The organism is Streptomyces sp. NPDC002926, from assembly GCF_053591755.1.
Window position 1 is genome coordinate 18852 of the sequence record NZ_JBSFUK010000034.1, and the last position, 24177, is coordinate 43028.

The window sequence follows — 24177 nt, forward strand, 5'->3', positions numbered from 1 at the left end:
CGGTCGCACTCCCCTACGAACCCTGCGGCTGACGCGCGCTGTTGGTGTCGAGCCGGGGCCCCTTGGACAGGAACTCCGACCAGTTGATCGGCACAAGGGTCGGAGTGACCTTCTCGTAGCCGAGCCGGATCTGCGCCTGGCTGGGCTCGGGGCGACCGTCCTGCTGCTTCTCCTGGGCGCCCGTGCCGATGTCGGAGCGGTCCGCGTCACTGTCGCCGTTCGCCTGGACGGCGTACCGCAGTCCGGTGTCGGTCACCAGGAACAGCGAGCCGTCGGGCTTGGTCTGCTTGCCCTGGACCTGCGTGTAGAGAAGGCCGGTTCCGGGGGTGACATAGGTGCTGGTGCCGCCTGCGGTGATCTCCGCGGGGTACTCGGAGCCGGCCCAGGTGGACAGGGTCGTACGGCCCTTTTCATCGACCTTGCGCAACACGCTGCAGACGGTGTCGCGGTCGCCGCCCGCGGAGTTGACCTGCTTCGACCTGAGCGAGGGCCAGCGGCTCTGAGCGGCGAAGAAGTCGCTCTCCGGGGCGATCGACGCCGCGTCGACGCTGACCGCCTCGCCGCGCATATTGAGCTTGTCGGTCTGCGGGGAGTTGATGAGCAGCCAGGCGGTGAAGTCGGAGACAGGCTGGACCTTGCCGGGCAGCACGACGTAATGCTGTGGCCCGGAGCCGGTCTGCGCCTCCAGGACCATGCCGACCTTGTCCTGCTCGCCCGTCAGCCCGCCGCCGATACCGGCGCTCGCGGCGACCTGGCCGGGGATGACGGGAAAATCGACCGGGGTGCCGTCGTGCAGCGTCGCCAGCCAGTCGTCGGTGACGGACTGCGGCTGCTTGCTGCCGACCAGGGCGCGGGTGAGGATCCCGGCATCGGACTGGCTGCCGCGTACCAAGTACTTGGTGCCGCCGGCGTCCACGAGGTAGCGCAGCCCGTTCTGGCCCTTGACGTACAGGACTTGACCGCCGCTGAGGCGCTGCTCGCCCTCGGTCCGCTTCAGATCGCGCTCGCCCAGGACGAAGGTCGCCTTCTGCACGGTGTTGCCCTTGCCGCCACCGGGCTGCTCGCAGACCGCCCAGCGCTTGGACTCGGCGGCCTCCTTGGCGCTGGGCAGCCGGTCGGGCGCGTAGGGGATACCGAGGATCGGACCGCGCGGGGGTTTGCCCGAGTCCAGGATGTCGTCACTGACCTGGATCACCTTGAACTGCTGGGGGGTGAGCAGCAGTCGGGCGGACGCGAGGTTCAGTACGGGGTGGAGGAGGACCTTCTTGTTCTTGCCCGTGCCGGTCGTGAGCACCACGTAGCGCGTGGTGGAGTCCTTGCCGACGATCACGTTGGTGAAGGGCTTCGCCCAGTCCTTGGGCGCCTTGGGCTTGAACATGCCGAAGGCCCCGAACCCCGCCAGAATCAGCGCACCGACGATGATGCTGGGTATGACGGCACGCATGGGGCGCGGCGCCCCCTCCTCCGTACCTGTGGTGGAGGGTTGGAGGAATGCCGCCACCGTGCGCTTCTTCGCAAAGGTGTACGCGTTGAGCTCATCCCGCCGTGATGCCATGAGTCCCCATTGGTAAAGAAGGCACTGATCTCCCCGCGGGGGCCTTGTGGTGAGCACGGTCCCCGGGCCCTGGTTGTCGGACCGGCCCCCTACTATGCCTGTTGATCGACGGTGCTTGTGGGGCGGGTAGGGTGATCCAGCCGCCAGGAGCCTTGCTACGCAGGGCCGGACAGGGGTGATCGGGATGAATTGGGGCCTAATGAACTGGGGGGTGGCGGATTAATGGCTTCCGCGACGCGGGTGCGGCCGGCACCCCACGGGCAGGCCTCGGTACGGCCCACCGCGCCGTCCCAGGGACCGGCGGCACCCCGACTCAAGGCACGACCCGGGCACTTCGGTTCGTTCCGACTGCAACAACTCGTACTGATCGAGATCGCCGCCGCGCTGCTCCTGGTGGCCTGGGCGATCGATCCGCTGATGCTGGTCCCCGCCTTTGCGGCGGCCGCTCTGCTGGTGCTGCTGGCCCTGCTGCGCAGACACCGGCGTTCGATGCCCGAGTGGCTGGCCACCGTCTTCGCGCTCCGGGCGCGCAGGCGCAGGGCCGCATCGCTGGTACTCCCGTCCGATACGGAACCGGGGCTCGCGCCCGTCGTCGAGTGCGACCCCGCCCTGCGGACGTACACCTACAGCGACCGCGACCGACGGCCGGTGGGCATGATCGGCGACGGGACCTTCCTGACGGCCCTGCTGCAGGTCGAGTCGGACGCCACGGCCCTGCGCTGCGACCGTACCGCCAGGCCGCTGCCGATGACTCTGCTGCGCGATGTACTCGACGTCGACGGCATCCGGCTGGAGTCGGCACAGATCGTCCAGCACACCCAGCCCGCGCCCGCACCGCATCTGCCGCAGCAGTCGGTCGCCGCACGCAACTACGCACCGCTGCAGGCCCAGACCGGGTCGCCCGCGATACGGATCACCTGGATCGCGCTCAAGCTCGACCCCGAACTCTGCCCGGAAGCGGTGGCGGCGCGCGGCGGCGGTCTGGAGGGCGCGCAGAAGTGCCTGGTGCGGACCGCCGACCAGTTGGCGAGCCGGCTGACCGGCGCCGGATTCCGGGCCACCGTGCTGACCGAGGAAGAGCTGACGGCGGCCATCGCCACCTCCTCCTGCGCCAGCCCGATGGCCATCGCACAGGCGAGCCGGGCGGAGACGCCCGCGCCGCGCACCCAGGAGACTTCGCGCACCTGGCGCGTCGACGACCGCCGCCACACCACCTACTGGGTGAGCCGCTGGCCCCAACTCGGCGGCGGCGGGGCCCCGATGCCGCAGCTCGTCGCCCTGCTCACCTCCATTCCCGCGCTGGCCACCACCTTCAGCCTCACGCTGGGGCACGGCGACCGGCAGGGCGTGACGGTCAGCGGGCATGTCCGCATCACCGGGCGCAGCGACGAGGAACTGGTGGCCGCGCGCCATGAACTGGAGCGCGCCGCCCGCGGGGTCAAGACCGGGCTGGTGCGGCTCGACCGTGAGCAACTGCCCGGCATGCTCGCCACACTGCCGCTCGGGGGAGCCCGCTGATGTCTGTGCCTGCCGCCAAGCCTCGTATCGGCTTCGGACTGATCGGACCTCGCCGGGACCGGCATGCACTGTCGGTGGACCAGCTGTCCTCGCTCGCGCTGCCGGTCGGCGACGACGGAGTGGTCATCGGCGTCGACGCCGAGAGCAAGCCCGCGGTGCTCGGCATCAACCGCCCCACGGCGTACGACGTCACCCTGATCGGCGGCCTGTGGACGGCGCAGGTGCTCGCGCTGCGCGCGGCCGCGACGGGTGCGCGGGTCACCGTGGAGACCGGCCGGGCGCCCGCGTGGACGGCGCTGGCCCAAGCTGCGGGCGGCGGACAGCAGTGCATATCGCTGCACGATGTCGGGCGGGTGCCGCCGCAGGGCGCTTCGGCCGGCAGCCCGGTCGTGGTGGTGCGGGACTGCGGCATGCGACCGCCGCGCGGACGGGTGGTCTCGGGGCCCTGGCAGTCGGTGGTGACGCTGCTGCCGTATCTGAGCCCGGTGGCACCGCGGCTGATGGAGAAGTCGGGTCTGGTCGGGATACAGCGCGTCTCGCCGGACGAGGCCGCGCAGATCGGGCGCATCATGCATCTCCCTCGGCCCGAGACGGAGGCGCTGTCCACTCTTGCGGACGGCGTCACGCTCTGGTGCACTGCGCGGGACCGGCAGTTCGTCATGACACAGGCCACGGACGCCGAGACCGGATTGTTGGGCAGCGCTCGCCGAATGGACTGAGCGGCCATCAGTCCGTACGCAGTTGTACCATTTTGACCCAGCGATCTCTTTACGCTCTGCCGCTCTCGGTTCACTTGGGGGCAGGGCGTGACGTACGGGACAGCCGCCGACGGGTGGTCGGGCCTGCCGTACCGAGGTTGTTGGCGATTAGGGTGGGACAGGGCGCGACGGAAGAACCTGCGGGCATGCCGGCCGCGTCCTGCAGGGGGAGAGCCGGGCCGACCGGACGAACAGGTCGCCCCCACCCACCACGGCACAAGGGTGCTCGACCACACCAGGAGGCAAAGTGAACGGCGATCGGGACGAGATCCACGGGGGCTGGAACATTCCCGTCGATGATCAGTCCGACGCGGAGCCCGCCGAGCTGACGGGTGAGTTCACCATCGACTACACCCCGCCGGCCTGGTACACGCAGAACGCGTCGGGCGACACGTCGGGCGGGGGTGCGGGCCGGCAGGGGCTCACCCCTCCTCCCCCGCCGCCCAACGGTGCGCCGGTGGCCGTGCCTGGGCTGCCCGCAGGCAGCGGCTTCGAGCCGAACTGGGCGCCGACGCCCCCGCCGCCTCCGGCACAGGTCCAGGCACCCGCGCCTGCTCCCGTGCCTGCTCCTGCTCCTACTCCTGCCCCTGCCCCGGTGTCCGCTCCTGCTCCCACGCCCGATGCCGTGCCGTCGGCCCCGGCTCCGGCTGCCGGGGCGGCCGCCGAGCCCGCGCCGCAGCCTTTCGGGGGCGGCGACATCGAGAGCGGGGCGACCATGCGGTTCTCCCCGGCCGCGCTGAAGCGCGAGATGGAGGAGCGGGCCGCGGCCCAGGAGGCGGAGGAGTCCGGTTCCGACTCTGGTTCCGGCTCGGGTTCTGAGTCTGGTTCAGAGGGCGCGGCGGACGATTCCACCGAGGGCGAAGCCGACACCCGAGCCGAACCCCAGGCCGAGGCTCCGGCCCCTGCGACCGATAACGACGGGTCCTCGGCCGCCTCCGCGGACGAGACCGAGGACTCGGTGAGCACCGGGACACAGGACACCGACGGCGACGACTCCGACCCCGGTGACGAGGCCGCCCCGGCGGACCCGGAGGTTCCGGCCGAGGAGCCGGCCGACGCCGTACCCCAGGACGCCGCCCCGGCCGACTCCGTACCCCAGGACACTCCGCCCGCGCCCGTTCAGCCCTGGTCTCCGACGCCCCCGGTACAGAACACCGGACTGCCGCCGCTGCCGCCCGCCTTCCAGCCGGCCGCACCGATGTCCGCCCCGCAGTGGCCCGTATCCGCGCAGAGCAACGACCAGTCCGCCCCGCCGCAGGCTCAGCCGTCGACGCAGCACGGTCCCCAGCCGGCGCCCGCGTGGCAGACGCCCGCCCAGACAACTCCGTCCGTTCCCTCCGCTCCTGAGCAGCAGCAGGGCGGTTACGGGTTCCCGCAGCAGGGCCAGCCCGGTCAGCCCGCGCCCGCCGCCCCGCTGCCCCCGGCCGTCCCGGGCCCCGACGCACAGAACCCGCACGGCGGTTACGGATTCCCCCAGCCAGGTCAGCCGGTGCCGGGACAGCCCGCCCCGCACGGCGGCTATGGATTCCCGCAGCCAGGACACCCCGGCCAGCCCACCGCGAACGCGCCCGTACCGCCGCAGACGCCGAACCTGCCCGCGCCCGCCACGCCCCCTCATGCCGCGCAGCAGAGCGAGCAGAGCGGTTACGGGTTCCCGCAGCAGAGGGTGCAGGGTGGTTACGGGTTCCCGCAGCAGGGCCGGCCCGGTCAGCCCGCGCCCGCCGCCCCGCTGCCCCCGGCCGTCCCGGGCCCCGACGCACAGAACCCGCACGGCGGTTACGGATTCCCCCAGCCGGGACACCCCGGCCAGCCCACCGCGAACGCGCCCGTACCGCCGCAGACGCCGAACCTCCCCGCGCCCGCCACGCCTTATCTGCCCGCGCAGCAGGGCCAGCCGCAGGCTCCTCAGCAGCCGCACGCCGCGCCCGTCGACCCGCGGACCGGTGCCGCCTGGCCCACGCCGGTCACGCATGACCAGCGCGAGCGTTCCGTGCCCGGCGCCCCGCTCGGGTACACCGCCGCCGTCGAGCTCTCCTCCGACCGCCTGGTCCGGGGCAAGCAGAAGGCCAAGAGCAGCCGCAATCCCTCCAACGCCGCCCGCTTCAAGCTCGGCGGCAAGAAGGAGGAGGCGGAGCGGCAGCGCAAACTCGACCTCATCCGTACGCCGGTGCTGTCCTGCTACCGGATCGCGGTCATCAGCCTCAAGGGTGGCGTGGGCAAGACCACGACGACGACCGCTCTGGGCGCGACCCTGGCCACCGAGCGGCAGGACAAGATCCTGGCGATCGACGCCAACCCGGACGCAGGCACGCTCGGCCGCCGGGTGCGGCGCGAGACCGGGGCCACCATCCGTGACCTGGTCCAGGCGATCCCGTACCTCAACTCGTACATGGACATCCGCCGGTTCACCTCGCAGGCGCCCTCCGGTCTGGAAATCATCGCCAACGACGTGGACCCGGCGGTCTCCACGGCGTTCAACGACGAGGACTACCGGCGTGCGATCGACGTACTGGGCAGGCAGTACCCGGTCATCCTGACCGACTCCGGTACCGGTCTGCTCTACAGCGCGATGCGCGGAGTGCTGGATCTGGCCGATCAGTTGATCATAGTCTCGACGCCGTCCGTGGACGGTGCGAGCAGTGCGTCGACGACTCTGGACTGGCTTTCCGCCCATGGGTATGCCGAGCTGGTGCAGCGTTCCCTCACGGTCATCTCCGGGGTCCGCGAGACCGGCAAGATGATCAAGGTCGAGGACATCGTCCAGCACTTCCAGACGCGCTGCCGCGGTGTGATCGTGGTGCCCTTCGACGAGCATCTGTCGGCCGGCGCCGAGGTCGACCTCGACATGATGCGCCCCAAGACCCGTGAGGCGTACTTCAACCTGTCCGCGCTGATCGCCGAGGACTTCGTTCGCGCTCAGCAGCAGCAGGGGTTGTGGACCGCGGACGGCAACCCGCCGCCGCACCTGGCCCCGCCGATGCCGGGCCACCAGCAGGCGCCGGGGCAGCCCATGCCCGGACAGCCGTACGCGCCGCAGCAGCCGCACCCGCAGGGCCAGCCGCAGCCGCCGTACGGTGGCCAGCAGCCGCCGCAGGGTCAGCAGCCCTATCCGCCACAGGGTTGGCAGCAGTCGCTGCCCTCCCAGGCCCAGGCCCCCGGGAGTCCGCCCGCACCTGTCCACGGCCAGCCGGGTCACCCCGGTCCGCAGGGCCAGCCGGGTGGTCCGGGACAACCGGATCTGCAGGGGCCCGTACCGCCCGCCGGATGGCCGCAGCAACAGCCTCCGCAGGCACCGCCAGCCCCTCAGCAGTAACGCGACAGAGGTCTGAACCAATGAGGGCCCGCACCGTCTCCTCGGTGCGGGCCCTCATTACATTCCCGCAGCCCACACAGGGTTTGACGCATCGTTGACGCGACTCGCCACCGCTGATAAACCTTCGCTTCACCTTCTCCGAGCGAGTGATGACGCGAGGTTCCCTTCCCATGGCCACAAAGGTTCCACCCCGCATCCGACTGCTTCTGGCCTCCGGCGCCGCCGCCCTCTTGGTGGCCGGCTCGGCAACCCCCTCGGCCGGGGCCGCCGACGACAACGGCAAGAAAGTCCTCACCGTCGCCGTCTCGCAGAGCGTGGACTCCCTGAGCCCGTTCCTGGCGCAGAAGTTGGTCAGCACCACCATCCACCGACTGGCCTACGAGTACCTGACGAATTACGACGTCAAGGACGCCCATCCGATCCCCGGCCTCGCCACCGCGTGGAAGCCGTCCCCGGACAAGCTGACGTGGACATACACCATCCGGAAGAACTCCAAGTGGTCCGACGGCAAGCAGGCCACCGCCGAGGACGCCGCCTGGACCTTCAACAAGATGATGACGGACGAGAACGCCGCCACCGCCAACGGCAGCTTCACGGCCAACTTCAAGAAGGTCACAGCGCCGGACCCCGAAACGCTGGTCATCGAGCTGAAGAAGCCGCAGGCCACCATGGCGGCGCTCGACGTCCCGATCGTGCCCAAGCACGTCTGGGAGAAGGTCGGCGACTTCTCCAAGTTCAACAACGACAAGAAGTTCCCGATCGTCGGCAACGGCCCCTTCATCATCACCGATTTCAAGGTCGACCAGTTCGTCAAGCTCAAGCCCAACAAGGACTTCTGGCGCGGGGCGCCCAAGTTCGACGAGTTGGTGTTCAAGTACTACAAGGACGGTGACGCGGCGGTCGCCGCACTGCAGAAGGGCGAGGTGTCCTTCGTCCAGGGCCTCACGCCCGCCCAGGCCACCGCCCTCAAGAGCGCCGACAACATCAAGGTCAACGACGCGCCCGGCCGCCGCTTCTTCGCCCTCGCCACCAACCCGGGCGCGAGGTCGAAGGACGGCAAGAACTTCGGCAGCGGCCATACGGCGCTGCTCGACCCGGCCGTACGCAAGGCTCTCTTCCACGCCACCGACCGGAAGACCATCGTCGACAAGGTCTTCCAGGGGCACGCCGTGGAGGGCGAGGGATATATCCCGCCGCGCTTCGACTCGTACTTCTGGAAGCCGGACGCGAGCCAGCGGATCGCGTACGACCCGGCGAAGGCGGCCGCGCTCCTCGACCAGGCCGGCTACAAGAAGAACGGCAGCGGAAAGCGCGTCGGCAAGGACGGCAAGGTGCTCGACTTCCGAATCCTGTGCCACGCGACCGACCCCAACGACAAGGCGATCGGCAAATATCTGCAGGAGTGGTGGGGCAAGCTCGGCGTCGGGCTCAAGGTCGACTGTCTCGACAATGTCTCCGACCCATGGGTCAAGGGCGACTACGACCTGGCCTTCGACGGCTGGTCCGTCAACCCGGACCCGGACTTCGTCCTCTCCATCCACACCTGCTCCGCGCTGCCCGCCACGCCCAAGGACACCGGCGCGACCGACAACTTCATCTGCGACAAGCAGTTCGACGGGCTGTACGCCCAGCAGACCGCGGAGTACGACGCCGTCAAGCGGACCGACCTGGTCAAGCAGATGGAATCCCGGCTGTACGACACGGGCTACATGAATGTCCTCGCGTATCCGAACGCCGTCGAGGCGTACCGTACCGACCAGATCAAGTCCATCAAGACGATGCCGGAGGCCGCGGGCAACCTCTGGGGTCAGGACGGCTACTGGAGTTGGTGGTCGGCCGAGCCGGCCGCCGGTGACGGCAGCTCCGACAGCGGTGCTTCCACGGGCCTCGTGATCGGCATCGGCGCCTCTGTTGTCCTCGCCGCCGGACTCGGGCTCTTCGTCGTGATGCGCCGCCGTTCGACCGCGGAAGACCGTGAATAGTCGATGAGCACCACGAGCACGACAAGCACCACCGCTGTGGCGCGGGTCCCCGAGGCCCGCGCCGCGAGCGGCAACGTACGCGCCTATCTCCTCTATGTGGCGGGCAAGCTGGGCGGCGCGGCGATCTCGCTGCTCGCCGTGCTGGTCACCAGCTTCTTCCTCTTCCGGATCATCCCGGGCGACCCGGTGAAGGCCATGACCCATGGCATGCCGACGTCCGCCGGGCAACTGGCAACGCTGCGCCGCCAGTTCGGTCTCGACCAGCCGCTGTGGCAGCAGTTCACCGACTACTGCGCCAAGGCACTGACGGGCGATCTCGGTACGTCGTACCAGTTCCACGCGCCCGTCGGCGAGCTGATCACACAGAAGGTGCCGGCGACTCTCCTGCTCACCGGTGCCGCCGTGGTGATCTACTCCTCGATCGGGCTCTGGCTCGGCACCCGCTCCGCGTGGCGCCACGGCAGCCTCGGTGACAAGCTCAACACCGGTGTCGCGCTGACCCTGTGGTCCGTGCCGGCGTTCTGGCTCGGCCTGCTGCTGATCATCACCTTCTCGGTGGGCGTCGGTCCTGTCCCCGGTATGTTCCCGACCGGCGGCATGGAATCCGGTGACGCGTCCGGCTTCGCCTACGTCGCCGATGTCGCGCACCACATGGTGCTGCCGGTCATCACCCTGGTCGCGGTCGGATACGCCCAGACGCTGCTGGTGATGCGGTCCTCGCTGCTGGACGAGATGGGCAGCGACTATCTGACCACGGCCAGGGCGAAGGGGCTGCGGGACGATGCCGTACGCCGCCGCCATGCCGTGCCGAACGCGCTGCTGCCCACCGTCACCATGGTCTTCATCAACCTGGGCCATGTGGCGGCCGGTTCGATCCTCGTCGAGACGGTGTTCTCCTGGCCGGGCCTCGGCGGGCTCTTCTACCAGGCGCTGAGCGTGCCCGATCTGCCGCTCGTCCAGGGCCTCTTCGTGGTCTTCGCGGGCGCGATGATCCTGATGAACCTGCTCGCCGACCTGCTCTATCCACTGCTCGATCCCCGGGTGGGCCGATGACGACGACCCCGGTCACCAAGACCCCACAGACCGCGACCTCGCTCTCCTGGGCGCGCCGCCGCGACTCGGTGGCACGGTTCTGGCGCTCCTACCGCACACACCGGGCGGGGCTTTTCGGCCTCGGCGCGCTGGCGCTCATCGCGCTGGTGGCGGTGGCCGCGCCGCTGCTCGTCGGCACCGATGTGCAGAGCGTGACGAACGCACCGGGGACGGCACTGGAGCCGCCCAGCGGTGAGTTCCCGCTCGGGACGGACCAGTTCGGGCGTTCGCTGCTCGGGCTACTGGTGTGGGGAGCGAGGATCTCACTCACCGTGGGGCTGCTTGCGGCCACCCTGTCGGTGGCCATCGGGACCCTCGTCGGCATCATCGCCGGTCACTACGGCGGCTGGTTCTCGACCCTGCTGATGCGGATCACGGACTGGTTCCTGGTGATGCCGACGCTGGTGCTGGCGATCGTGCTGGCCACCGTGATGTCCCGGAGTGTGTGGACTGTCGTCGTCGCGATCGGCGTCACCAGCTGGCCGACGACGGCACGGCTGGTGCGCGCACAGACCATCGCGGTCGAGTCCCGCCCGTACATCGAACGCGCGAGAGCGCTCGGCGGCGGCCACAGCCACATCATGAGCCGCCATGTGCTGCCCAATGTGATGCCGCTGGTCCTCGCCCAGACGACGCTCGGCATCTCGAGCGCCATCCTGACCGAGGCGACGCTGGCGTTCCTCGGCCTCGGCGATCCGACGATCGTCTCCTGGGGCGGCATGCTCCAGGACGCGCGGGAGGCGGGCGCGGTCTCGTCGGGCCACTGGTGGTATCTGGCGCCACCCGGTATCGCCATTGCGCTAGTGGCGCTCGCCTTCACGCTGTGCGGGCGGGCGATCGAGTCTGTGCTCAACCCGAAGCTGGGGGTGGCTCGTTGAGCCTGCTCGAGGTCAAGGACCTGCATGTGACATACGGCTCCGGGGCGCGGGCGGTGCCCGCCGTGCGCGGCGTCGACCTCAGCCTGGAGGCCGGCCGGAAGCTGGGCCTGGCGGGCGAGTCGGGCTGCGGCAAGTCGACGATCGCCCTGGCGCTGCTCCGGCTGCTGCCCGCGTCCGCCAGGATGACCGGCGAGATCCTGCTCGACGGGGAGGACGTCCTCACCATGAAGTGGGGGCGGCTGAGGGCCGTGCGGTGGGCGGGCGCGTCGATCGTCTTCCAGGGAGCGATGCACTCGCTCAACGCGGTGCACCGGATCGGCGACCAGATCGCCGAGCCGATCCTGCTGCACCAGAAGGCGACCTTGGCAGCGGCGAAGCAGCGTGTCGCCGAGCTCCTCCATCAGGTGGGCCTGCCCGCCGCCCGCGCGGACGCCTATCCGCACGAGCTGTCGGGCGGCCAGCGCCAGCGCGTGATGATCGCCATGTCTCTCGCCTGCGACCCGCAGCTCATCGTCGCGGACGAGCCGACCACGGCGCTGGATGTGATGATCCAGGCGCAGATCCTTCGGCTGATCGAGCAGTTGGTCGCCGAGCAGGACATCAGCCTGCTGATGATCAGCCACGATCTGGCGGTGCTCGCCGACACCTGCGACCGGCTGGCGGTGATGTACGCGGGCCGGATCGTGGAGGAGGGCCCGGCGCGGACGGTGTACGGCGCGGCGGAACATCCGTACGGACAGGCTCTGTCCGCGGCCTTCCCGCGCATCGGCGACGCCGCGTCGCGGCGGGCCCCACGCGGACTGCCCGGCGATCCGCCGGACCCGTCGGCGCTGCCGGGCGGCTGTGCGTTTCACCCGCGCTGCCCGGTGGCACTGGACGCCTGCGCCGAGGTGGACCAGGTGCTGGCCACTGCGGGCGTCGGGCATCGGGCGGCGTGCGTGCGGGTGGGCGCGGCGGCGGGAGCGGAGCAGCGGCTGTGACCTCGCCCGACCTGCCGAACCGCCCGACCCACAGCGCCGTCAGGAGCCAGCCATGACCACCACTCCCCTGCTCTCGGCCGCCGGTCTGAATGTCACGTTCCCCGGCCGGCGCGGCGGTCCTTCCGCCCGTGCCGTCGACGGCGTCGACCTGGACATCGGCGCAGGCGAGATCGTCGCCCTGGTCGGCGAGTCCGGCTGCGGCAAGACGACGCTGGCCCGCTCGCTGCTCGGCCTGGTGCAGCCCACGTCGGGGCGGGTCACCTTCGGCGGCAAGCCTCTCGGCTACGGCTCACGCGCGCTCAAGACCTACCGCAAGCGCGTCCAGCTGGTGCTCCAGGATCCGAGCGGCTCCCTGAACCCACGGCACACCGTGTACGACGCGGTGGCCGAGGGCCTGCGGATCCACGACTACGCCGGGGACGAGCGCGAGGCCGTCGCCGAGGCGCTCTCCCGGGCCGGGCTGCGGCCTCCCGAGCGCTTCTTCCTGCGCTACCCGCACGAGCTCTCCGGTGGCCAGCGCCAGCGAGTGGTCATCGCCGGCGCGCTGGTTCTGCGGCCCGAACTGATCGTCGCCGACGAGCCGGTGGCATCGCTGGACGCGTCCGTACGCGGCGAGATCCTGGCCCTGCTGTTGCGCCTGCGGGACGAACTGGGTCTGTCCGCACTGGTGGTGACCCATGACCTGGGCCTCGCGTGGAACATCGCGGACCGCGTCGCGGTGATGTACCTGGGCCGGATCGTGGAGTCGGGCTCGGTCGAAGACGTGCTGACGAACCCTCAGCACCCGTACACGCAGGCCCTGCTGTCGGTCCTGCCGGAATCGGACGGTGCGCCGGTGGTGCTCACGGGCGAGCCGCCGGACCCGTCCCGGATCCCGGCCGGCTGCCGTTTCCATGTGCGCTGTCAGGTGCTGGCGTCGGGCGAGGCGGAGCGGGCGGGGGTGGCGGACAGCTGCCGTTCGAAGGACCTTCCCGTCCTGGCGAGCGCCGCGGGCGCCCAGGTGGCCTGCCACTGGGCCGGACGGGACTAGCCGGTGGCCGTCCGGTGCTCCGGGGCAGGGCCACCGGAAAGGAGTCTCAGGCGGCGCCGATGAGCTCGCGGCAGCGCTTCACGTCCGCGCCGATCGCCTCGAGCAGCGCCTCGATCGAGTCGAACTTCTCCTGGCCCCGCACATACGCCAGGAAGTCCACCGCCACATGCAGCCCGTACAGATCAAGGCCCACACGGTCGATGGCGTACGCCTCCACCGTCCGCTCCGTGCCGTCGAACTGCGGATTCGTGCCCACCGAGATCGCCGCCGGCATCCGCTCGCCGTCCGCCGTCAGCCACCCCGCGTACACCCCGTCCGCCGGGATTGCTGTATGCGGCAGCGTCTCCACGTTCGCCGTCGGGTAGCCCAGCTCGCGGCCGCGCTGCGCGCCGCGCACCACCACACCCTCGACCTGGTGAGGGCGGCCGAGGATCTCGGCGGCGCCCTCGACGTCGCCCTCCGCGACGAGACGGCGCGTGAGGGTCGAGGAGAACGGCTCGCCGCCGCCGGCCGCGCCGCTCACGAACAGGTCGACGAGCTCGACCTCGTAGTCGTACGTCGCGCCGAGCTCGGCCAGGTACGCGACATTCCCGGCCGCCTTGTGGCCGAAGCGGAAGTTCGGTCCCTCGATGACCGCGCGCGCGTGGAGCTTGTCGACCAGCACCTTCACGATGAAGTCGGCGGGCGACAGCTTCGAGAACTCGGTGGTGAAGGGGAGGATGAGCACCGCGTCGACACCGAGCTCCGCCATCAGCTCGGCCCGCCGGTGGTGCGGTGCGAGCAGCGGCGGGTGGCTGCCGGGCCGTACGACCTCGCTCGGGTGCGGGTCGAAGGTGACGACGACCGACTGCACGCCGAGGTCACGCGCCCGCTCCACCGTCCGCCCGATGATCAGCTGGTGTCCGCGGTGCACTCCGTCGTAGGAGCCGATGGTGACGACGCTGCGTCCCCAGTCCTGGGGGATGTCCTCCAAGCCACGCCAGCGCTGCACTGTGACCGCTCCTCGCCCGAACCTGTGTACGTGATTGCCGATTACGCAGGTCTAAGACTGCCATGCCCGTGGCTGACGGTTCGCATCGGCACCGGACTGCCCAGCTCCGGACCGTCCGGCGCGTGCGCGGACCGACCACCACGGCCCACTCCTGCGGGGCCCTGGCCAGCCGTCCCGGGACGAGCGCGGCGAAGCCGGGGACCTCGCGAACCCGGTCGCGCGCGGCCGCCCCACCGGATCGCATTCGTGCGGCATCGTCAGGTCCCCGCGTCCCATGCTGTCGACGTCAGGTCGGCAGTGGTCGACGGGAGCAGGACGCGTACCGAACGCGCCCCCGAATACACCCGCGGTTCACTCCGAGCGCCTGCCCGATGGGGTGAATCAGAGGGCCGCGGCGGACAGACACCTTCCGAGGGGGATCGTGGAACGGGCAGCGACCCTGCCCGTTCCACGGTGGGGCGACCGGCCGCGCGAGCTCAGCCGAAGACGGCGAGGCTCTTGGCCTTGCCCTTCTGCTCCTCCACCAGCACCAGGAAGCGCCCGTCGGGTCCGAAGACCGCCACCGGCGAGGTGTCGTACGCCGGCATGTCCAGCCGTACACCGTTGGTCAGGAGCTTCGCCTGCTTCTCGTCCACGTCCCAGCGCGGGAACGCGGCCGCGGCCGCGTCGGCGATCGGCATCACCGTCAGCTCCTCCTGGAGCCGGTCGAGCGTCTTCGCCGTATCGAGTCCGTACGGACCGACCCGAGTGCGTCGCAGCGCCGTGAGATGCCCGCCGACGCCCAGGTCGGCGCCGAGGTCACGGGCGAGGGCGCGGATGTACGTACCGGACGAGCAGACCACCGAGACGACCAGGTCCACGACCGGCGTCCCGTCCTCGGCCACGGCCTCCCGGACGTCGTACACCTGGAACGACGAAACGGTCACCGGCCGGGCCGGGATCTCGAACTCCTCGCCGCCGCGCACGCGCGCGTACGACCGCTTGCCGTCGATCTTGATGGCGCTGACCTTCGAGGGCACCTGCATGATGGCGCCGGTCAGCTTGGCGACACCCGCGTCGATGCCCTCCCGGGTCACCGCGGACGCGTCGGCCGAGGAGGTGATCTCACCTTCGGCGTCGTCGGTGACGGTGTTCTGCCCCAGCCTGATCGTGCCGAGGTACTCCTTCTCGGTCAGTGCGAGGTGTCCGAGAAGCTTGGTGGCCTTTTCCACGCCCAGCACCAGTACACCGGTGGCCATGGGGTCGAGCGTCCCCGCGTGTCCGACGCGGCGGGTCCTGGCGATCCCGCGCATCTTGGCGACGACGTCGTGCGAAGTGAAGCCGGACGGCTTGTCGACGATGACAAGGCCGTCCGGCGTCCTGCTCTGCTGTGTCATTCGGAGGCTTCGTCCTCGTCCTCCGGCTTGCGGTACGGGTCCGCCTCGCCGGCGTACTTGGCGCCCGAGGACACCTCTCGCACCTTGGCGTCGGAGGCACGCGCCTTGTCGAGCAGGTCCTCGATCGTCTTGGCGTTCTCCGGGAGGGCGTCCGCCACGAACGTCAGGGTCGGCGTGAACTTCGTCCCCGCCGCCGCTCCGACCGCCGAGCGCAGCACGCCCTTGGCGCTCGCCAGCCCGGCTGCCGCACTCGCCCGGTCCTCGTCGTCGCCGTACACCGTGTAGAAGACCGTGGCCTCCCGCAGGTCGCCGGTGACACGGGTGTCCGTGATGGTCACGTGCGTACCCAGGCGCGGGTCCTTGATGCCGCGCTGCAGCTTCTCGGCGACCACCTCCCGGATGAGGTCTGCCAGCTTCTTCGCCCGCGCGTTGTCGGCCACTGGTCCTTCTCCTTCTTTGCCTTACTCAATCAGTCTTCGTCGCTGTGGAGCCTGCGTCGAACCGACAGCAGCTCCACCTCCGGCCGGGCAGCGACAAGGCGCTCGCACCGGTCGAGTACATCTGTGAGGTGTCCCGTGTCCCCGGACACCGCGGCCAGGCCGATCTCGGCCCGGCGGTGAAGATCCTGATCGCCCACTTCCGCCGCGCTCACCGCGTATTTGCGCTGGAGCTCGGCCACGATCGGGCGGATCACGGAGCGTTTCTCCTTCAACGAACGTACGTCGCCGAGGAGCAGATCGAAGGACAGCGTCCCCACATACATGTATGTCCGGATGTCCCGCCGGTACGGGTTAGAGGGCCCTGCCCGCTCTTGGCAGGGACACAAGAACCGTACACGGAACGGCCGGGGCCGATCGACGGAAATACTCTCCGCCGACCGGCCCCGGACCGGATGCCGTGCGTCAGCTCTTGCCTCAGCCGCGCGGCTTCTCGCGCATCTCGTACGTCGCGATGACGTCGTCGATCTTGATGTCGTTGAAGTTTCCGAGGTTGATACCGCCCTCGAAGCCTTCGCGAATCTCGGTGACGTCGTCCTTGAAGCGGCGCAGACCCTGGATGTTGAGGTCCTCCGCGATGACCTTGCCGTCGCGGATGAGGCGCGCCTTGGTGTTGCGCTTGACCTCGCCGGAGCGGATGAGAACACCCGCGATGTTGCCCAGCTTGGACGAGCGGAAGATCTCGCGGATCTCCGCCGTACCGAGCTCGACCTCTTCGTACTCCGGCTTGAGCATGCCCTTGAGGGCCGCCTCGATCTCCTCGATGGCCTGGTAGATCACCGAGTAGTACCTGACGTCGACGCCTTCGCGCTCCGCCATCTGCTGGGCACGCCCGGCAGCGCGGACGTTGAAGCCGATGACGATGGCGTCGGAGCCCATCGCCAGGTCGACGTCCGACTCGGTGACCGCACCCACGCCGCGGTGCAGCACGCGGATGTCGACCTCTTCGCCGACGTCGAGCTGGAGCAGCGAGGACTCGAGAGCCTCCACCGAACCGGACGCGTCGCCCTTGATGATGAGGTTGAGCTCCTGCACCAGACCGGCCTTGAGCGCCTCGTCCAGGTTCTCCAGGGAGAACCGGACACCCTTGCGGGCGAAGTTGGCGTTCCGCTCACGAGCGGCACGCTTCTCGGCGATCTGACGGGCCGTACGGTCCTCGTCGACAACCAGGAAGTTGTCGCCGGCACCCGGGACATTGGTGAGACCGAGGACGAGGACCGGAGTCGACGGACCCGCCTCTTCCACGTTCTCGCCCTTGTCGTCGAGCATCGCGCGGACACGGCCGTACGCGTCACCGGCGACCATTGTGTCGCCGACGCGCAGCGTGCCTCGCTGGACCAGGACGGTCGCGACGGCACCGCGGCCGCGGTCGAGGTGAGCCTCGATCGCAATACCCTGCGCGTCCTGCTCCGGGTTGGCCCGCAGGTCGAGCGAGGCGTCCGCGGTGAGAATCACGGCCTCGAGCAGGGAGTCGATGTGCAGACCCTGCTTGGCGGAGATGTCGACGAACATCGTGTCGCCGCCGTACTCCTCGGCCACCAGACCGAACTCGGTGAGCTGACCGCGCACCTTGACCGGGTCGGCACCTTCGACGTCGATCTTGTTGACCGCGACCACGATCGGCACACCGGCCGCCTTGGCGTGGTTCAGCGCCTCGATCGTCTGCGGCATCACACCGTCGTTCGCCGCGACCACGAGGATCGCGATGTCGGTGGACTTCGCACCACGGGCACGCATGGCGGTGAACGCCTCGTGACCGGGGGTGTCGATGAAGGTGATCTTGCGCTCTTCACCGTTGACCTCGGTACCGACCTGGTACGCACCGATGTGCTGCGTAATACCGCCGGCCTCGCCCGCAACCACATTCGTCTTGCGGATCGCGTCCAGAAGTCGGGTCTTACCGTGGTCGACGTGACCCATGACGGTCACGACCGGCGGACGGGACACGAGGAACTCCTCGCCGCCCTCGTCCTCGCCGAACTCGATGTCGAAGGACTCGAGCAGCTCGCGGTCCTCCTCCTCGGGGCTGACGATCTCGAGGACGAAGTTCATCTCGTCCGCGAGCATCTTCAGCGTCTCGTCGGAGACGGACTGCGTGGCAGTGACCATCTCGCCGAGGTTCATCATCACGCCGACGAGCGACGCCGGGTTGGCGTTGATCTTCTCCGCGAAGTCGGTGAGCGAGGCACCGCGCGACAGACGGACGGACTGTCCGTTGCCACGAGGCAGCATCACACCGCCGACCGACGGGGCCTGCATGGCCTCGTACTCCTGGCGCCTCTGCCGCTTCGACTTACGGCCACGACGCGCCGGGCCGCCGGGACGACCGAAGGCGCCCTGCGTGCCACCACGGCCGCCGGGACCACCCGGACGTCCGCCGAAGCCGGGACGGCCACCGCCGCCACCGAAGCCGCCGCCACCACCGGGGCCACCGCCACCGGGACGACCGGCGAAACCGCCGCCGCCACCGGGACGACCGCCACCGCCACCGCCACCGGGACGACCGGCGAAACCGCCGCCGCCACCGGGACGACCGGCACCGGCACCGGCGGGACGACCGCCGCCGCCACCACCGGGACCGCGACCGCCGCCACCGGGGCCGCCACCAGGACGGGGACCGGCAGCAGGACGCTGCGGCATCATGCCGGGGTTCGGACGGTTACCGGCGGGGGCACCGCCGGGACGCGGAGCGCCGCCCTGCGGGCGAGGCATACCGCCCGGGCTCGGACGGGCGCCGCCCTGACCCTGCGGACGGGGAGCGCCGCCGGGACCGCCCTGCGGACGCGGGGCGCCGGGAGCGGCACCGCCGTGGCCACCGGGACGCGGAGCGCCACCCGGACGGGGCGTCTGCGGACGCGCCATACCGGTGGAGCCACCGGACGTGAAGGGATTGTTGCCCGGACGGGGACCCGCCGGACGATTGCCGCCGGGGCGCGGGGCGCCCTGACCGGCGGGACGCGCCGGACGCTCGCCACCACGGCCACCGTCACGGCCGCCGTCACGCTGACCGCCGGCCGGAGCCGGACGGGCGGGACGCGGGCCGGGAGTGGCACCCGCGGGACGCGAGGGGGCCTGCGGCGCTGCGGGCTGGGCCGGAGCCGGGGCCGAGAACTCGGCCGCGGGCACCGGAGCCGCCGGAGCGGGCTTGACCGGTGCGGGCTTGGGACCCGGACGCGGGCCCGGAGAAACCGGGGCCGCGGAGGGGGTGCTGGGGGCGCTGCTCACAGGAGCCTCGGCCACGGCCGGCTTGGGAGCCGGGACGCCGGGCTTGGGGGCAGCGGGACGGGCCGACGGCGCCGGGGAGGGCGCGCCGGGCTTGGCAGGCGCGGCCTTGCGGGGCGCGCCGGGCTTGGCAGCGGACTTGCCGGCGTTGCCGCCGGGCCCCTGCAGTGCGTCAGTCAACTTGCGTACAACCGGCGCCTCGATCGTCGAGGACGCCGAACGGACGAATTCACCGAGTTCTTGGAGCTTGGCCATGACGACCTTGCTCTCGACGCCGAACTCCTTGGCGAGTTCGTATACCCGGACCTTAGCCACTTCGCTCCTTTTAGGTCCGGGTTACCGCCGGACCGTCGCTACTTCATGGGCGTACTCATCGCGTACTCATCGAGTGCTCATCGCAATCTCGACCTACTTCCAACTCGCGAGGTACCTGACCGCACGGGGTTCCGTGCCGTACTTCTTCTTACGGTGCTGCCTGCTCGACGTACCGGCGTACATCCGCGGTATCGAGCGGTCCCTTGGACCTGAAGGCCCGGGGGAACGCCCGGCGGCGGACCGCCAGGTCGAGACAGACCAAGGCGGGGTGTACATACGCACCCCGGCCGGGCAGCGTACCGCGATCATCGGGGACGCAAGCGTCTCCGGTCATCACGATGCGCAGCAGATCGCTCTTGGCCGCTCGCTCCCGGCATCCCACACAGGTTCTCTCAGGGCATACGCGGGCATGCGTCCGGCCAGACACGTTTAAGTCTACCTCCCCGTGGCGACCTCACCCCTTTGGGGCAAAAATCGAACGGTTGTTGTCTTGATCCAGGTGGCATCCCGCCGTCAGCGCGACGGGATCCCGCCCGCCCCGGGGATCCGGGGGTGTGGCGCGTCAGGACACGGCATCCCTCAGTCCCGGTGGGCGGAGTCCCGGTCCGAGTCCCGGTCGGAACCCTGGTCGTCGCTCTGCTCCGTGTCGGGACGGATGTCGATGCGCCAGCCGGTGAGACGGGCGGCCAGACGGGCGTTCTGCCCCTCCTTGCCGATCGCCAGCGACAGCTGGTAGTCGGGGACGGTCACCCGTGCGGAACGCGCGCCCAGGTCGACAACCTCGACCTTGCTGACGCGGGCCGGTGAGAGGGCGTTGGCCACCATCTCGGCCGGGTCGTCCGACCAGTCCACGATGTCGATCTTCTCGCCGTGCAGCTCGGCCATGACATTACGCACACGGGCGCCCATCGGGCCGATGCACGCTCCCTTGGCGTTCAGGCCCGAACGGGTCGAGCGGACGGCGATCTTGGTGCGGTGGCCGGCCTCGCGGGCGATCGCCGAGATCTCGACCGAGCCGTCCGCGATCTCCGGGACCTCGAGTGCGAAGAGCTTCTTCACGAGGTTCGGGTGGGTGCGGGACAGGGTCACGGACGGCCCGCGCACACCCTTGGCGACCCGGACGACGTACGTACGCAGCCGCAGACCGTGGGTGTACTCCTCGCCCGGCACCTGCTCCTGCACCGGCAGGATCGCCTCGAGCTTGTCGTCCAGCCTGACCAGGACGTTCTTCGGGTCCTTGCCCTGCTGCACCATACCGGCGACGACATCACCCTCACGTCGGGCGTACTCACCGAAGGTGACATCGTTCTCCGCGTCCCGCAGCCGCTGCTGAATGACCTGGCGGGCGGTGGTCGCGGCGATACGGCCGAAGTCGGAGGGAGTGTCGTCGAACTCCTTGGCCTCCTGCCCCTCTTCGAGGTCGGCCGCGTCCTCCTTCGCCCATACCGTCACATGGCCGGTGTCCCGGCTGAGCACGACGCGCGCGTGGCGGCGGCTGCCCTCGGTGCGGTGGTACGCGATGAGGAGGGCCGACTCGATCGCCTCGACCAGCAGGTCGAAGGGGATCTCCTTCTCTTGTGCCAAGCCCTTCAGGAGCTTTACGTCGATGTCCACGGCTACGCCTCCTCTTCCTTCTTGTCCTTGCGGTTGAACTCGATCTCCACCCGTGCCTTGGCGATTTCCGCGAAGGTGACACGGCGGGCGGTGGGCTTGCGCCCCTTCACGCCCGGCACTTCGAGGTCGAGTCCCTCGTCGTCCACGGTGAGGATGCGGGCCACCAGCTCGTCAGCCGTTCCGGCGTCGTGCAACTGGAACTTCACCAGTCGGCCGACGGCGCGTACGTAGTGGCGGTGCTTGGTCAGGGGGCGGTCGGCGCCCGGCGAGCTCACTTCGAGGACGTACTCGCCCTCGCCCATCGCGTCCGTCTCGTCCAGCTTCTCGGAGATCGCGCGGCTCAGCTCGGCACAGGCGTCCAGCTCCACGCCCTCTTCGGAGTCCACGATGATCCTCAGCATGCGGCGCCTGCCCGCCCGGGACACCTCGATCTCTTCCAGATCCAGGTCCGCGGCGCTGACGAGCGGTTCCAGCAGCCCTCGCAGCCTCTCGCTCTGGGTGGTGCTCATCCGGGTGACTCCTCGGCCGCGTGTGCTGTTGTGGGATCGTCGCGTGTCAGATCAAAGGGTATCCGGTCCCGGGGGGTGTTGCCGTCCACCTGCGCCTGACCCGCAGGTACGCTCGCCTGCGGCGATGATCACTGCAAGGCCCGAGGGAGAGACGCGTGGGGCGCACGGGGACAACACGGAGGCGTGCGCTCATCGTGACGGGGGCGGCGGCGGCCGGACTGTTGACGGGCTGTTCGACGGATGAACCCAAGGGACGGAGTACCGCGGGTTCGGCTCCCGATCCGGCGCGCGCGGAGGCGGCACTCAGGCGCAGGCTCGCCGCCACGAGCGGTGCGCTGCGTGACCAGTACGACGCCGTCATCACGCAACATCCGGCGCTGACCGGCCGGTTGGCCGTTCTGCGGGCGGAGGTCGCCGAGCATGTGGCGGCGCTCGGCGGGACGACACGGGTGGCACCACAGGTGCCGGTTCCGGCCGACGCCAAGGCCGCGGTCAAGGCGCTGGCCACTGCTGAACGCCGTACCTCCGACGCGCACACGGCCGCCCTCGTCGACGCGGAGCCCGAACTGGCCCGGCTGCTCGCCTCGGTCGCGGCGGCCGGCGCCGCGCATGCGTACCTGCTGACGAAGGGTGGCGCGTGATGAGTACGCCGGACACACCGGACACGCTGGAGGCCGTACAGGCCGCGCTCGCCGCGGAGCATGCCGCGGTGTACGGGTACGGGGTCGTCGGCGGCCGGATCGGCGACGACCGGGAGGCCGAGGTCAAGGCCGCGTACGCCGCGCACCGGGCCCGGCGGGACGCGCTGGAGCGCACCGCGCGCGACCTGGGCGGGGCGCCGGCCGCGGCAGCCCCGGCGTACGCGCTGCCCTTCCTTGTGCCGGACGCGGCTGCCGCGGTGCGCCTCGCCGCGGTGCTCGAGGACCGGGTCGCGGGCGTCTATTCCGATCTCGTACGGGCCTCGGAAGGGCCGCTGCGCCGGGAGGCCGCGGGCGCGCTGAGCGAGGCGGCCGTCCGTGCGGTGCGCTGGCGCGGCAGCGGCGTAGCCTTTCCAGGGCTCGCCGAGCGGAGTGGGCGTCGAGCGCGCTGAAGCGGAAAGGGAACAACGGACGTATGGCTTTCGAACCACCGCAGCGGCTCGTCAAGGCACTTGGTGAGACTTACGGGGACACGGCCGCGGAGGACTGGCTCGGGCAGCTGCCCAAGACGGTCCAGGAGTCGGTGGACCGGTGGGAGCTGGACGTCGAGCGGGTGATGGCGCCGGGCGGCAGGAGCAGTCTGGTCGTCCTCGTACGACAGCCCGACGGTACGGCCGCCGCGCTGAAGGCCGCCCCCTCCTTCACCACCCCGGCGCTGGAGCGGGCGGCGCTGGAACGCTGGGACGGCTGGGGCGCGGTGCGGCTGCTCGCGTCGTCCGAGAACGCGCTGCTGCTGGAGCGGCTGCATCCGGAGATGTCCCTGCGGTCACTGCCGGAGGCGAAAGCGCTGCTGGAGGCGGCGGGGACGGTGCGGCGGCTGTGGGTCGAGCCGCCGGCGGACCACGGCTTCGAGACTGTGGCGGAGCGGACGGCGCGGCAGGCGGAGGCGGTGCGCGCGTTCGCGGATCCGGCGGCGGCTTCACTGGTCGCCGCGGCGCTTGCCGCGCGCGACGAGCTGACCGCCCTGTCGCCCGAACTCCTGCTGCTGCACGGCAACTTCCGCCAGGGCAAGGTCCTCGCGGCCGACCGCACGCCATGGCTCGCGGTCGGGCCGGAGCCGCTGGTGGGTGAACGCGCCTACGACCTGGCGCGCCTGGTCCGCGACCGGATCGAGGACCTGATCGCGGCATCGGCCGGTGCGTCTGCGGCCCGCCGGCGGGTGAACAAGCTGGCGGACTCGCTGGAGGTGGACCGAGAGCGTCTGCGCGGCTGGACGCTGTTCCGGGCGGTGGAGTCGGGCACGCGGGCGATTGCGGCGGGGCGGCGCCGGGAGGGCGAACTGGCGCTGGAGTTCGCGGGCTGGCTGTAACCGACGGTTCCGGGGGCGGGGCGCGGGCCGCCTGCGGGACGCTTTCCCCTACCCGCCCCTTCCCGAAACTGGGGGCGGAGCCCCCAGGCCCCCAGGGGGAGGGACAGGTGGGTGCTGACGCCCCCACGCCCCGGGGACGCCGGCTTCGCGGCGCAGAGGCTCGGGCCACCCCGGGCGCCCGGCCTCGCACGGAGGAGACTCAGGCCACCCAGGACGCCCGGCCTCGGGGCGTACGAGCGCAGGGCCCCAGGGACGTCGACTTCGCGGCGCCGACTGACGCCCTCACACCCCGGGCGCCCGGCCTCGCGCGGAGGAGACTCAGGCCGCCCAAGGACGCCCGGCCTCGGGGCGTACGAGCGCAGGGCCCAGGAACGTCGGCTTCGCGGCACGGGCTGACGCCCCACGCCCCGGGGGACGCCAGCTCCTCGGCGCAGCCGCTCAGGCCACCCCGGGCGCCCGGCCTCGCGCGGAGGAGACTCAGGCCGCCCAAGGACGCCCGGCCTCGGGGCGTACGAGCGCAGGGCCCAGGAACGTCGGCTT

Annotated in this window: 20 protein-coding genes; 11 read left to right on the top strand and 9 right to left on the bottom strand. The window is 70.6% G+C overall.

Translation table 11 applies throughout. The annotated features are described in order from the left end of the window. Positions 1 to 13 precede the first annotated feature (13 nt). Positions 14 to 1555, bottom strand: coding sequence for a type VII secretion protein EccB (gene eccB, locus ACWDZ6_RS29665; RefSeq protein WP_451505290.1), 1542 nt, complete (start codon positions 1553 to 1555; stop codon positions 14 to 16). Between the two features lie 222 nt (positions 1556 to 1777). Here eccB and eccE point away from each other — a divergent pair, with 222 nt between their 5' ends. The 8 genes from eccE (at position 1778) to ACWDZ6_RS29705 (ending at position 13106) form a co-directional block, all read left to right on the top strand. Continuing rightward, a complete protein-coding gene (eccE, locus tag ACWDZ6_RS29670) occupies positions 1778 to 3073 on the top strand; it encodes a type VII secretion protein EccE (protein WP_451505291.1) in 1296 nt (431 codons plus the stop codon). Then, positions 3073 to 3792, top strand: coding sequence for a hypothetical protein (locus ACWDZ6_RS29675; protein ID WP_451505292.1), 720 nt, complete (start codon positions 3073 to 3075; stop codon positions 3790 to 3792). Before eccE ends, ACWDZ6_RS29675 begins: the two co-directional genes overlap by 1 nt. Before the next feature lie 286 nt (positions 3793 to 4078). Next, positions 4079 to 7144 carry an SCO5717 family growth-regulating ATPase gene (locus ACWDZ6_RS29680; protein WP_451505293.1) on the top strand — a complete coding sequence of 1022 codons (3066 nt, stop codon included), beginning with the start codon at positions 4079 to 4081 and terminating at the stop codon, positions 7142 to 7144. Between the two features lie 170 nt (positions 7145 to 7314). Then, positions 7315 to 9126 (top strand): ABC transporter substrate-binding protein, encoded by a 1812-nt coding sequence (locus tag ACWDZ6_RS29685; protein ID WP_451505294.1) that lies wholly within the window; start codon positions 7315 to 7317, stop codon positions 9124 to 9126. 3 nt (positions 9127 to 9129) lie between these two features. Continuing rightward, entirely contained in the window at positions 9130 to 10179 is a 1050-nt protein-coding gene (locus ACWDZ6_RS29690) for an ABC transporter permease (RefSeq protein ID WP_366734972.1), read from the top strand. Next, positions 10176 to 11096, top strand: a complete 921-nt coding sequence (locus tag ACWDZ6_RS29695; RefSeq protein ID WP_451505295.1) for an ABC transporter permease — start codon at positions 10176 to 10178, stop codon at positions 11094 to 11096. The genes ACWDZ6_RS29690 and ACWDZ6_RS29695 overlap by 4 nt, the downstream gene beginning before the upstream one ends. Continuing rightward, entirely contained in the window at positions 11093 to 12076 is a 984-nt protein-coding gene (locus ACWDZ6_RS29700) for an ABC transporter ATP-binding protein (protein WP_451505296.1), read from the top strand. Before ACWDZ6_RS29695 ends, ACWDZ6_RS29700 begins: the two co-directional genes overlap by 4 nt. A gap of 52 nt (positions 12077 to 12128) precedes the next feature. Beyond that, the gene (locus tag ACWDZ6_RS29705) at positions 12129 to 13106 is read left to right on the top strand and encodes an oligopeptide/dipeptide ABC transporter ATP-binding protein (RefSeq protein WP_451505297.1); all 978 of its coding nucleotides are present in this window, start codon (positions 12129 to 12131) and stop codon (positions 13104 to 13106) included. Positions 13107 to 13152: 46 nt separating this feature from the next. Here the strand turns inward: ACWDZ6_RS29705 and ACWDZ6_RS29710 are convergent, their stop codons facing one another. The 8 genes from ACWDZ6_RS29710 to rimP all read right to left on the bottom strand — a co-directional run bounded on the left by ACWDZ6_RS29710 (position 13153) and on the right by rimP (position 21630). Continuing rightward, positions 13153 to 14097, bottom strand: coding sequence for a bifunctional riboflavin kinase/FAD synthetase (locus ACWDZ6_RS29710; protein ID WP_451505298.1), 945 nt, complete (start codon positions 14095 to 14097; stop codon positions 13153 to 13155). Between the two features lie 476 nt (positions 14098 to 14573). Further along, positions 14574 to 15473, bottom strand: coding sequence for a tRNA pseudouridine(55) synthase TruB (gene truB, locus ACWDZ6_RS29715; protein ID WP_389188353.1), 900 nt, complete (start codon positions 15471 to 15473; stop codon positions 14574 to 14576). Further along, on the bottom strand, positions 15470 to 15913 hold the full coding sequence (gene rbfA, locus ACWDZ6_RS29720) for a 30S ribosome-binding factor RbfA (RefSeq protein WP_351460103.1): 444 nt from the start codon (positions 15911 to 15913) through the stop codon (positions 15470 to 15472). The genes truB and rbfA overlap by 4 nt, the downstream gene beginning before the upstream one ends. A 29-nt stretch (positions 15914 to 15942) precedes the next feature. Then, on the bottom strand, positions 15943 to 16236 hold the full coding sequence (locus ACWDZ6_RS29725; protein ID WP_366734977.1) for a DUF503 domain-containing protein: 294 nt from the start codon (positions 16234 to 16236) through the stop codon (positions 15943 to 15945). 151 nt (positions 16237 to 16387) lie between these two features. After that, complete coding sequence (gene infB, locus ACWDZ6_RS29730; RefSeq protein ID WP_366734978.1) at positions 16388 to 19507, bottom strand: translation initiation factor IF-2; 3120 nt, start codon at positions 19505 to 19507, stop codon at positions 16388 to 16390. A 148-nt stretch (positions 19508 to 19655) separates the two neighbouring features. Next, positions 19656 to 19934 carry a YlxR family protein gene (locus tag ACWDZ6_RS29735; protein WP_389188358.1) on the bottom strand — a complete coding sequence of 93 codons (279 nt, stop codon included), beginning with the start codon at positions 19932 to 19934 and terminating at the stop codon, positions 19656 to 19658. A gap of 152 nt (positions 19935 to 20086) precedes the next feature. Further along, entirely contained in the window at positions 20087 to 21121 is a 1035-nt protein-coding gene (gene nusA / locus ACWDZ6_RS29740) for a transcription termination factor NusA (RefSeq protein WP_451505299.1), read from the bottom strand. A gap of 2 nt (positions 21122 to 21123) precedes the next feature. Continuing rightward, entirely contained in the window at positions 21124 to 21630 is a 507-nt protein-coding gene (rimP, locus tag ACWDZ6_RS29745) for a ribosome maturation factor RimP (protein ID WP_451505300.1), read from the bottom strand. A gap of 155 nt (positions 21631 to 21785) precedes the next feature. Here rimP and ACWDZ6_RS29750 point away from each other — a divergent pair, with 155 nt between their 5' ends. Genes ACWDZ6_RS29750 through ACWDZ6_RS29760 form a run of 3 tightly spaced genes read left to right on the top strand, consistent with a single transcriptional unit; the run spans position 21786 to position 23637 of the window. Further along, positions 21786 to 22271 carry a hypothetical protein gene (locus tag ACWDZ6_RS29750; protein WP_451505301.1) on the top strand — a complete coding sequence of 162 codons (486 nt, stop codon included), beginning with the start codon at positions 21786 to 21788 and terminating at the stop codon, positions 22269 to 22271. Continuing rightward, entirely contained in the window at positions 22271 to 22720 is a 450-nt protein-coding gene (locus tag ACWDZ6_RS29755; protein WP_451505302.1) for a ferritin-like domain-containing protein, read from the top strand. The genes ACWDZ6_RS29750 and ACWDZ6_RS29755 overlap by 1 nt, the downstream gene beginning before the upstream one ends. Positions 22721 to 22743: 23 nt before the next feature. Beyond that, a complete protein-coding gene (locus ACWDZ6_RS29760) occupies positions 22744 to 23637 on the top strand; it encodes an aminoglycoside phosphotransferase family protein (RefSeq protein ID WP_451505303.1) in 894 nt (297 codons plus the stop codon). The last annotated feature ends 540 nt before the right edge of the window (positions 23638 to 24177 follow it).

What these genes read in the sequence shown, in the direction of transcription:
- eccB (WP_451505290.1), bottom strand. Translation starts at nt 1,555, where the DNA reads ATGGCATCACGGCGGGATGAGCTCAACGCGTACACCTTTGCGAAGAAG.
- eccE (WP_451505291.1), top strand. Translation starts at nt 1,778, where the DNA reads ATGGCTTCCGCGACGCGGGTGCGGCCGGCACCCCACGGGCAGGCCTCG.
- ACWDZ6_RS29675 (WP_451505292.1), top strand. Translation starts at nt 3,073, where the DNA reads ATGTCTGTGCCTGCCGCCAAGCCTCGTATCGGCTTCGGACTGATCGGA.
- ACWDZ6_RS29685 (WP_451505294.1), top strand. Translation starts at nt 7,315, where the DNA reads ATGGCCACAAAGGTTCCACCCCGCATCCGACTGCTTCTGGCCTCCGGC.
- ACWDZ6_RS29690 (WP_366734972.1), top strand. Translation starts at nt 9,130, where the DNA reads ATGAGCACCACGAGCACGACAAGCACCACCGCTGTGGCGCGGGTCCCC.
- ACWDZ6_RS29695 (WP_451505295.1), top strand. Translation starts at nt 10,176, where the DNA reads ATGACGACGACCCCGGTCACCAAGACCCCACAGACCGCGACCTCGCTC.
- ACWDZ6_RS29705 (WP_451505297.1), top strand. Translation starts at nt 12,129, where the DNA reads ATGACCACCACTCCCCTGCTCTCGGCCGCCGGTCTGAATGTCACGTTC.
- truB (WP_389188353.1), bottom strand. Translation starts at nt 15,473, where the DNA reads ATGACACAGCAGAGCAGGACGCCGGACGGCCTTGTCATCGTCGACAAG.
- ACWDZ6_RS29725 (WP_366734977.1), bottom strand. Translation starts at nt 16,236, where the DNA reads ATGTATGTGGGGACGCTGTCCTTCGATCTGCTCCTCGGCGACGTACGT.
- rimP (WP_451505300.1), bottom strand. Translation starts at nt 21,630, where the DNA reads ATGAGCACCACCCAGAGCGAGAGGCTGCGAGGGCTGCTGGAACCGCTC.
- ACWDZ6_RS29755 (WP_451505302.1), top strand. Translation starts at nt 22,271, where the DNA reads ATGAGTACGCCGGACACACCGGACACGCTGGAGGCCGTACAGGCCGCG.
- ACWDZ6_RS29760 (WP_451505303.1), top strand. Translation starts at nt 22,744, where the DNA reads ATGGCTTTCGAACCACCGCAGCGGCTCGTCAAGGCACTTGGTGAGACT.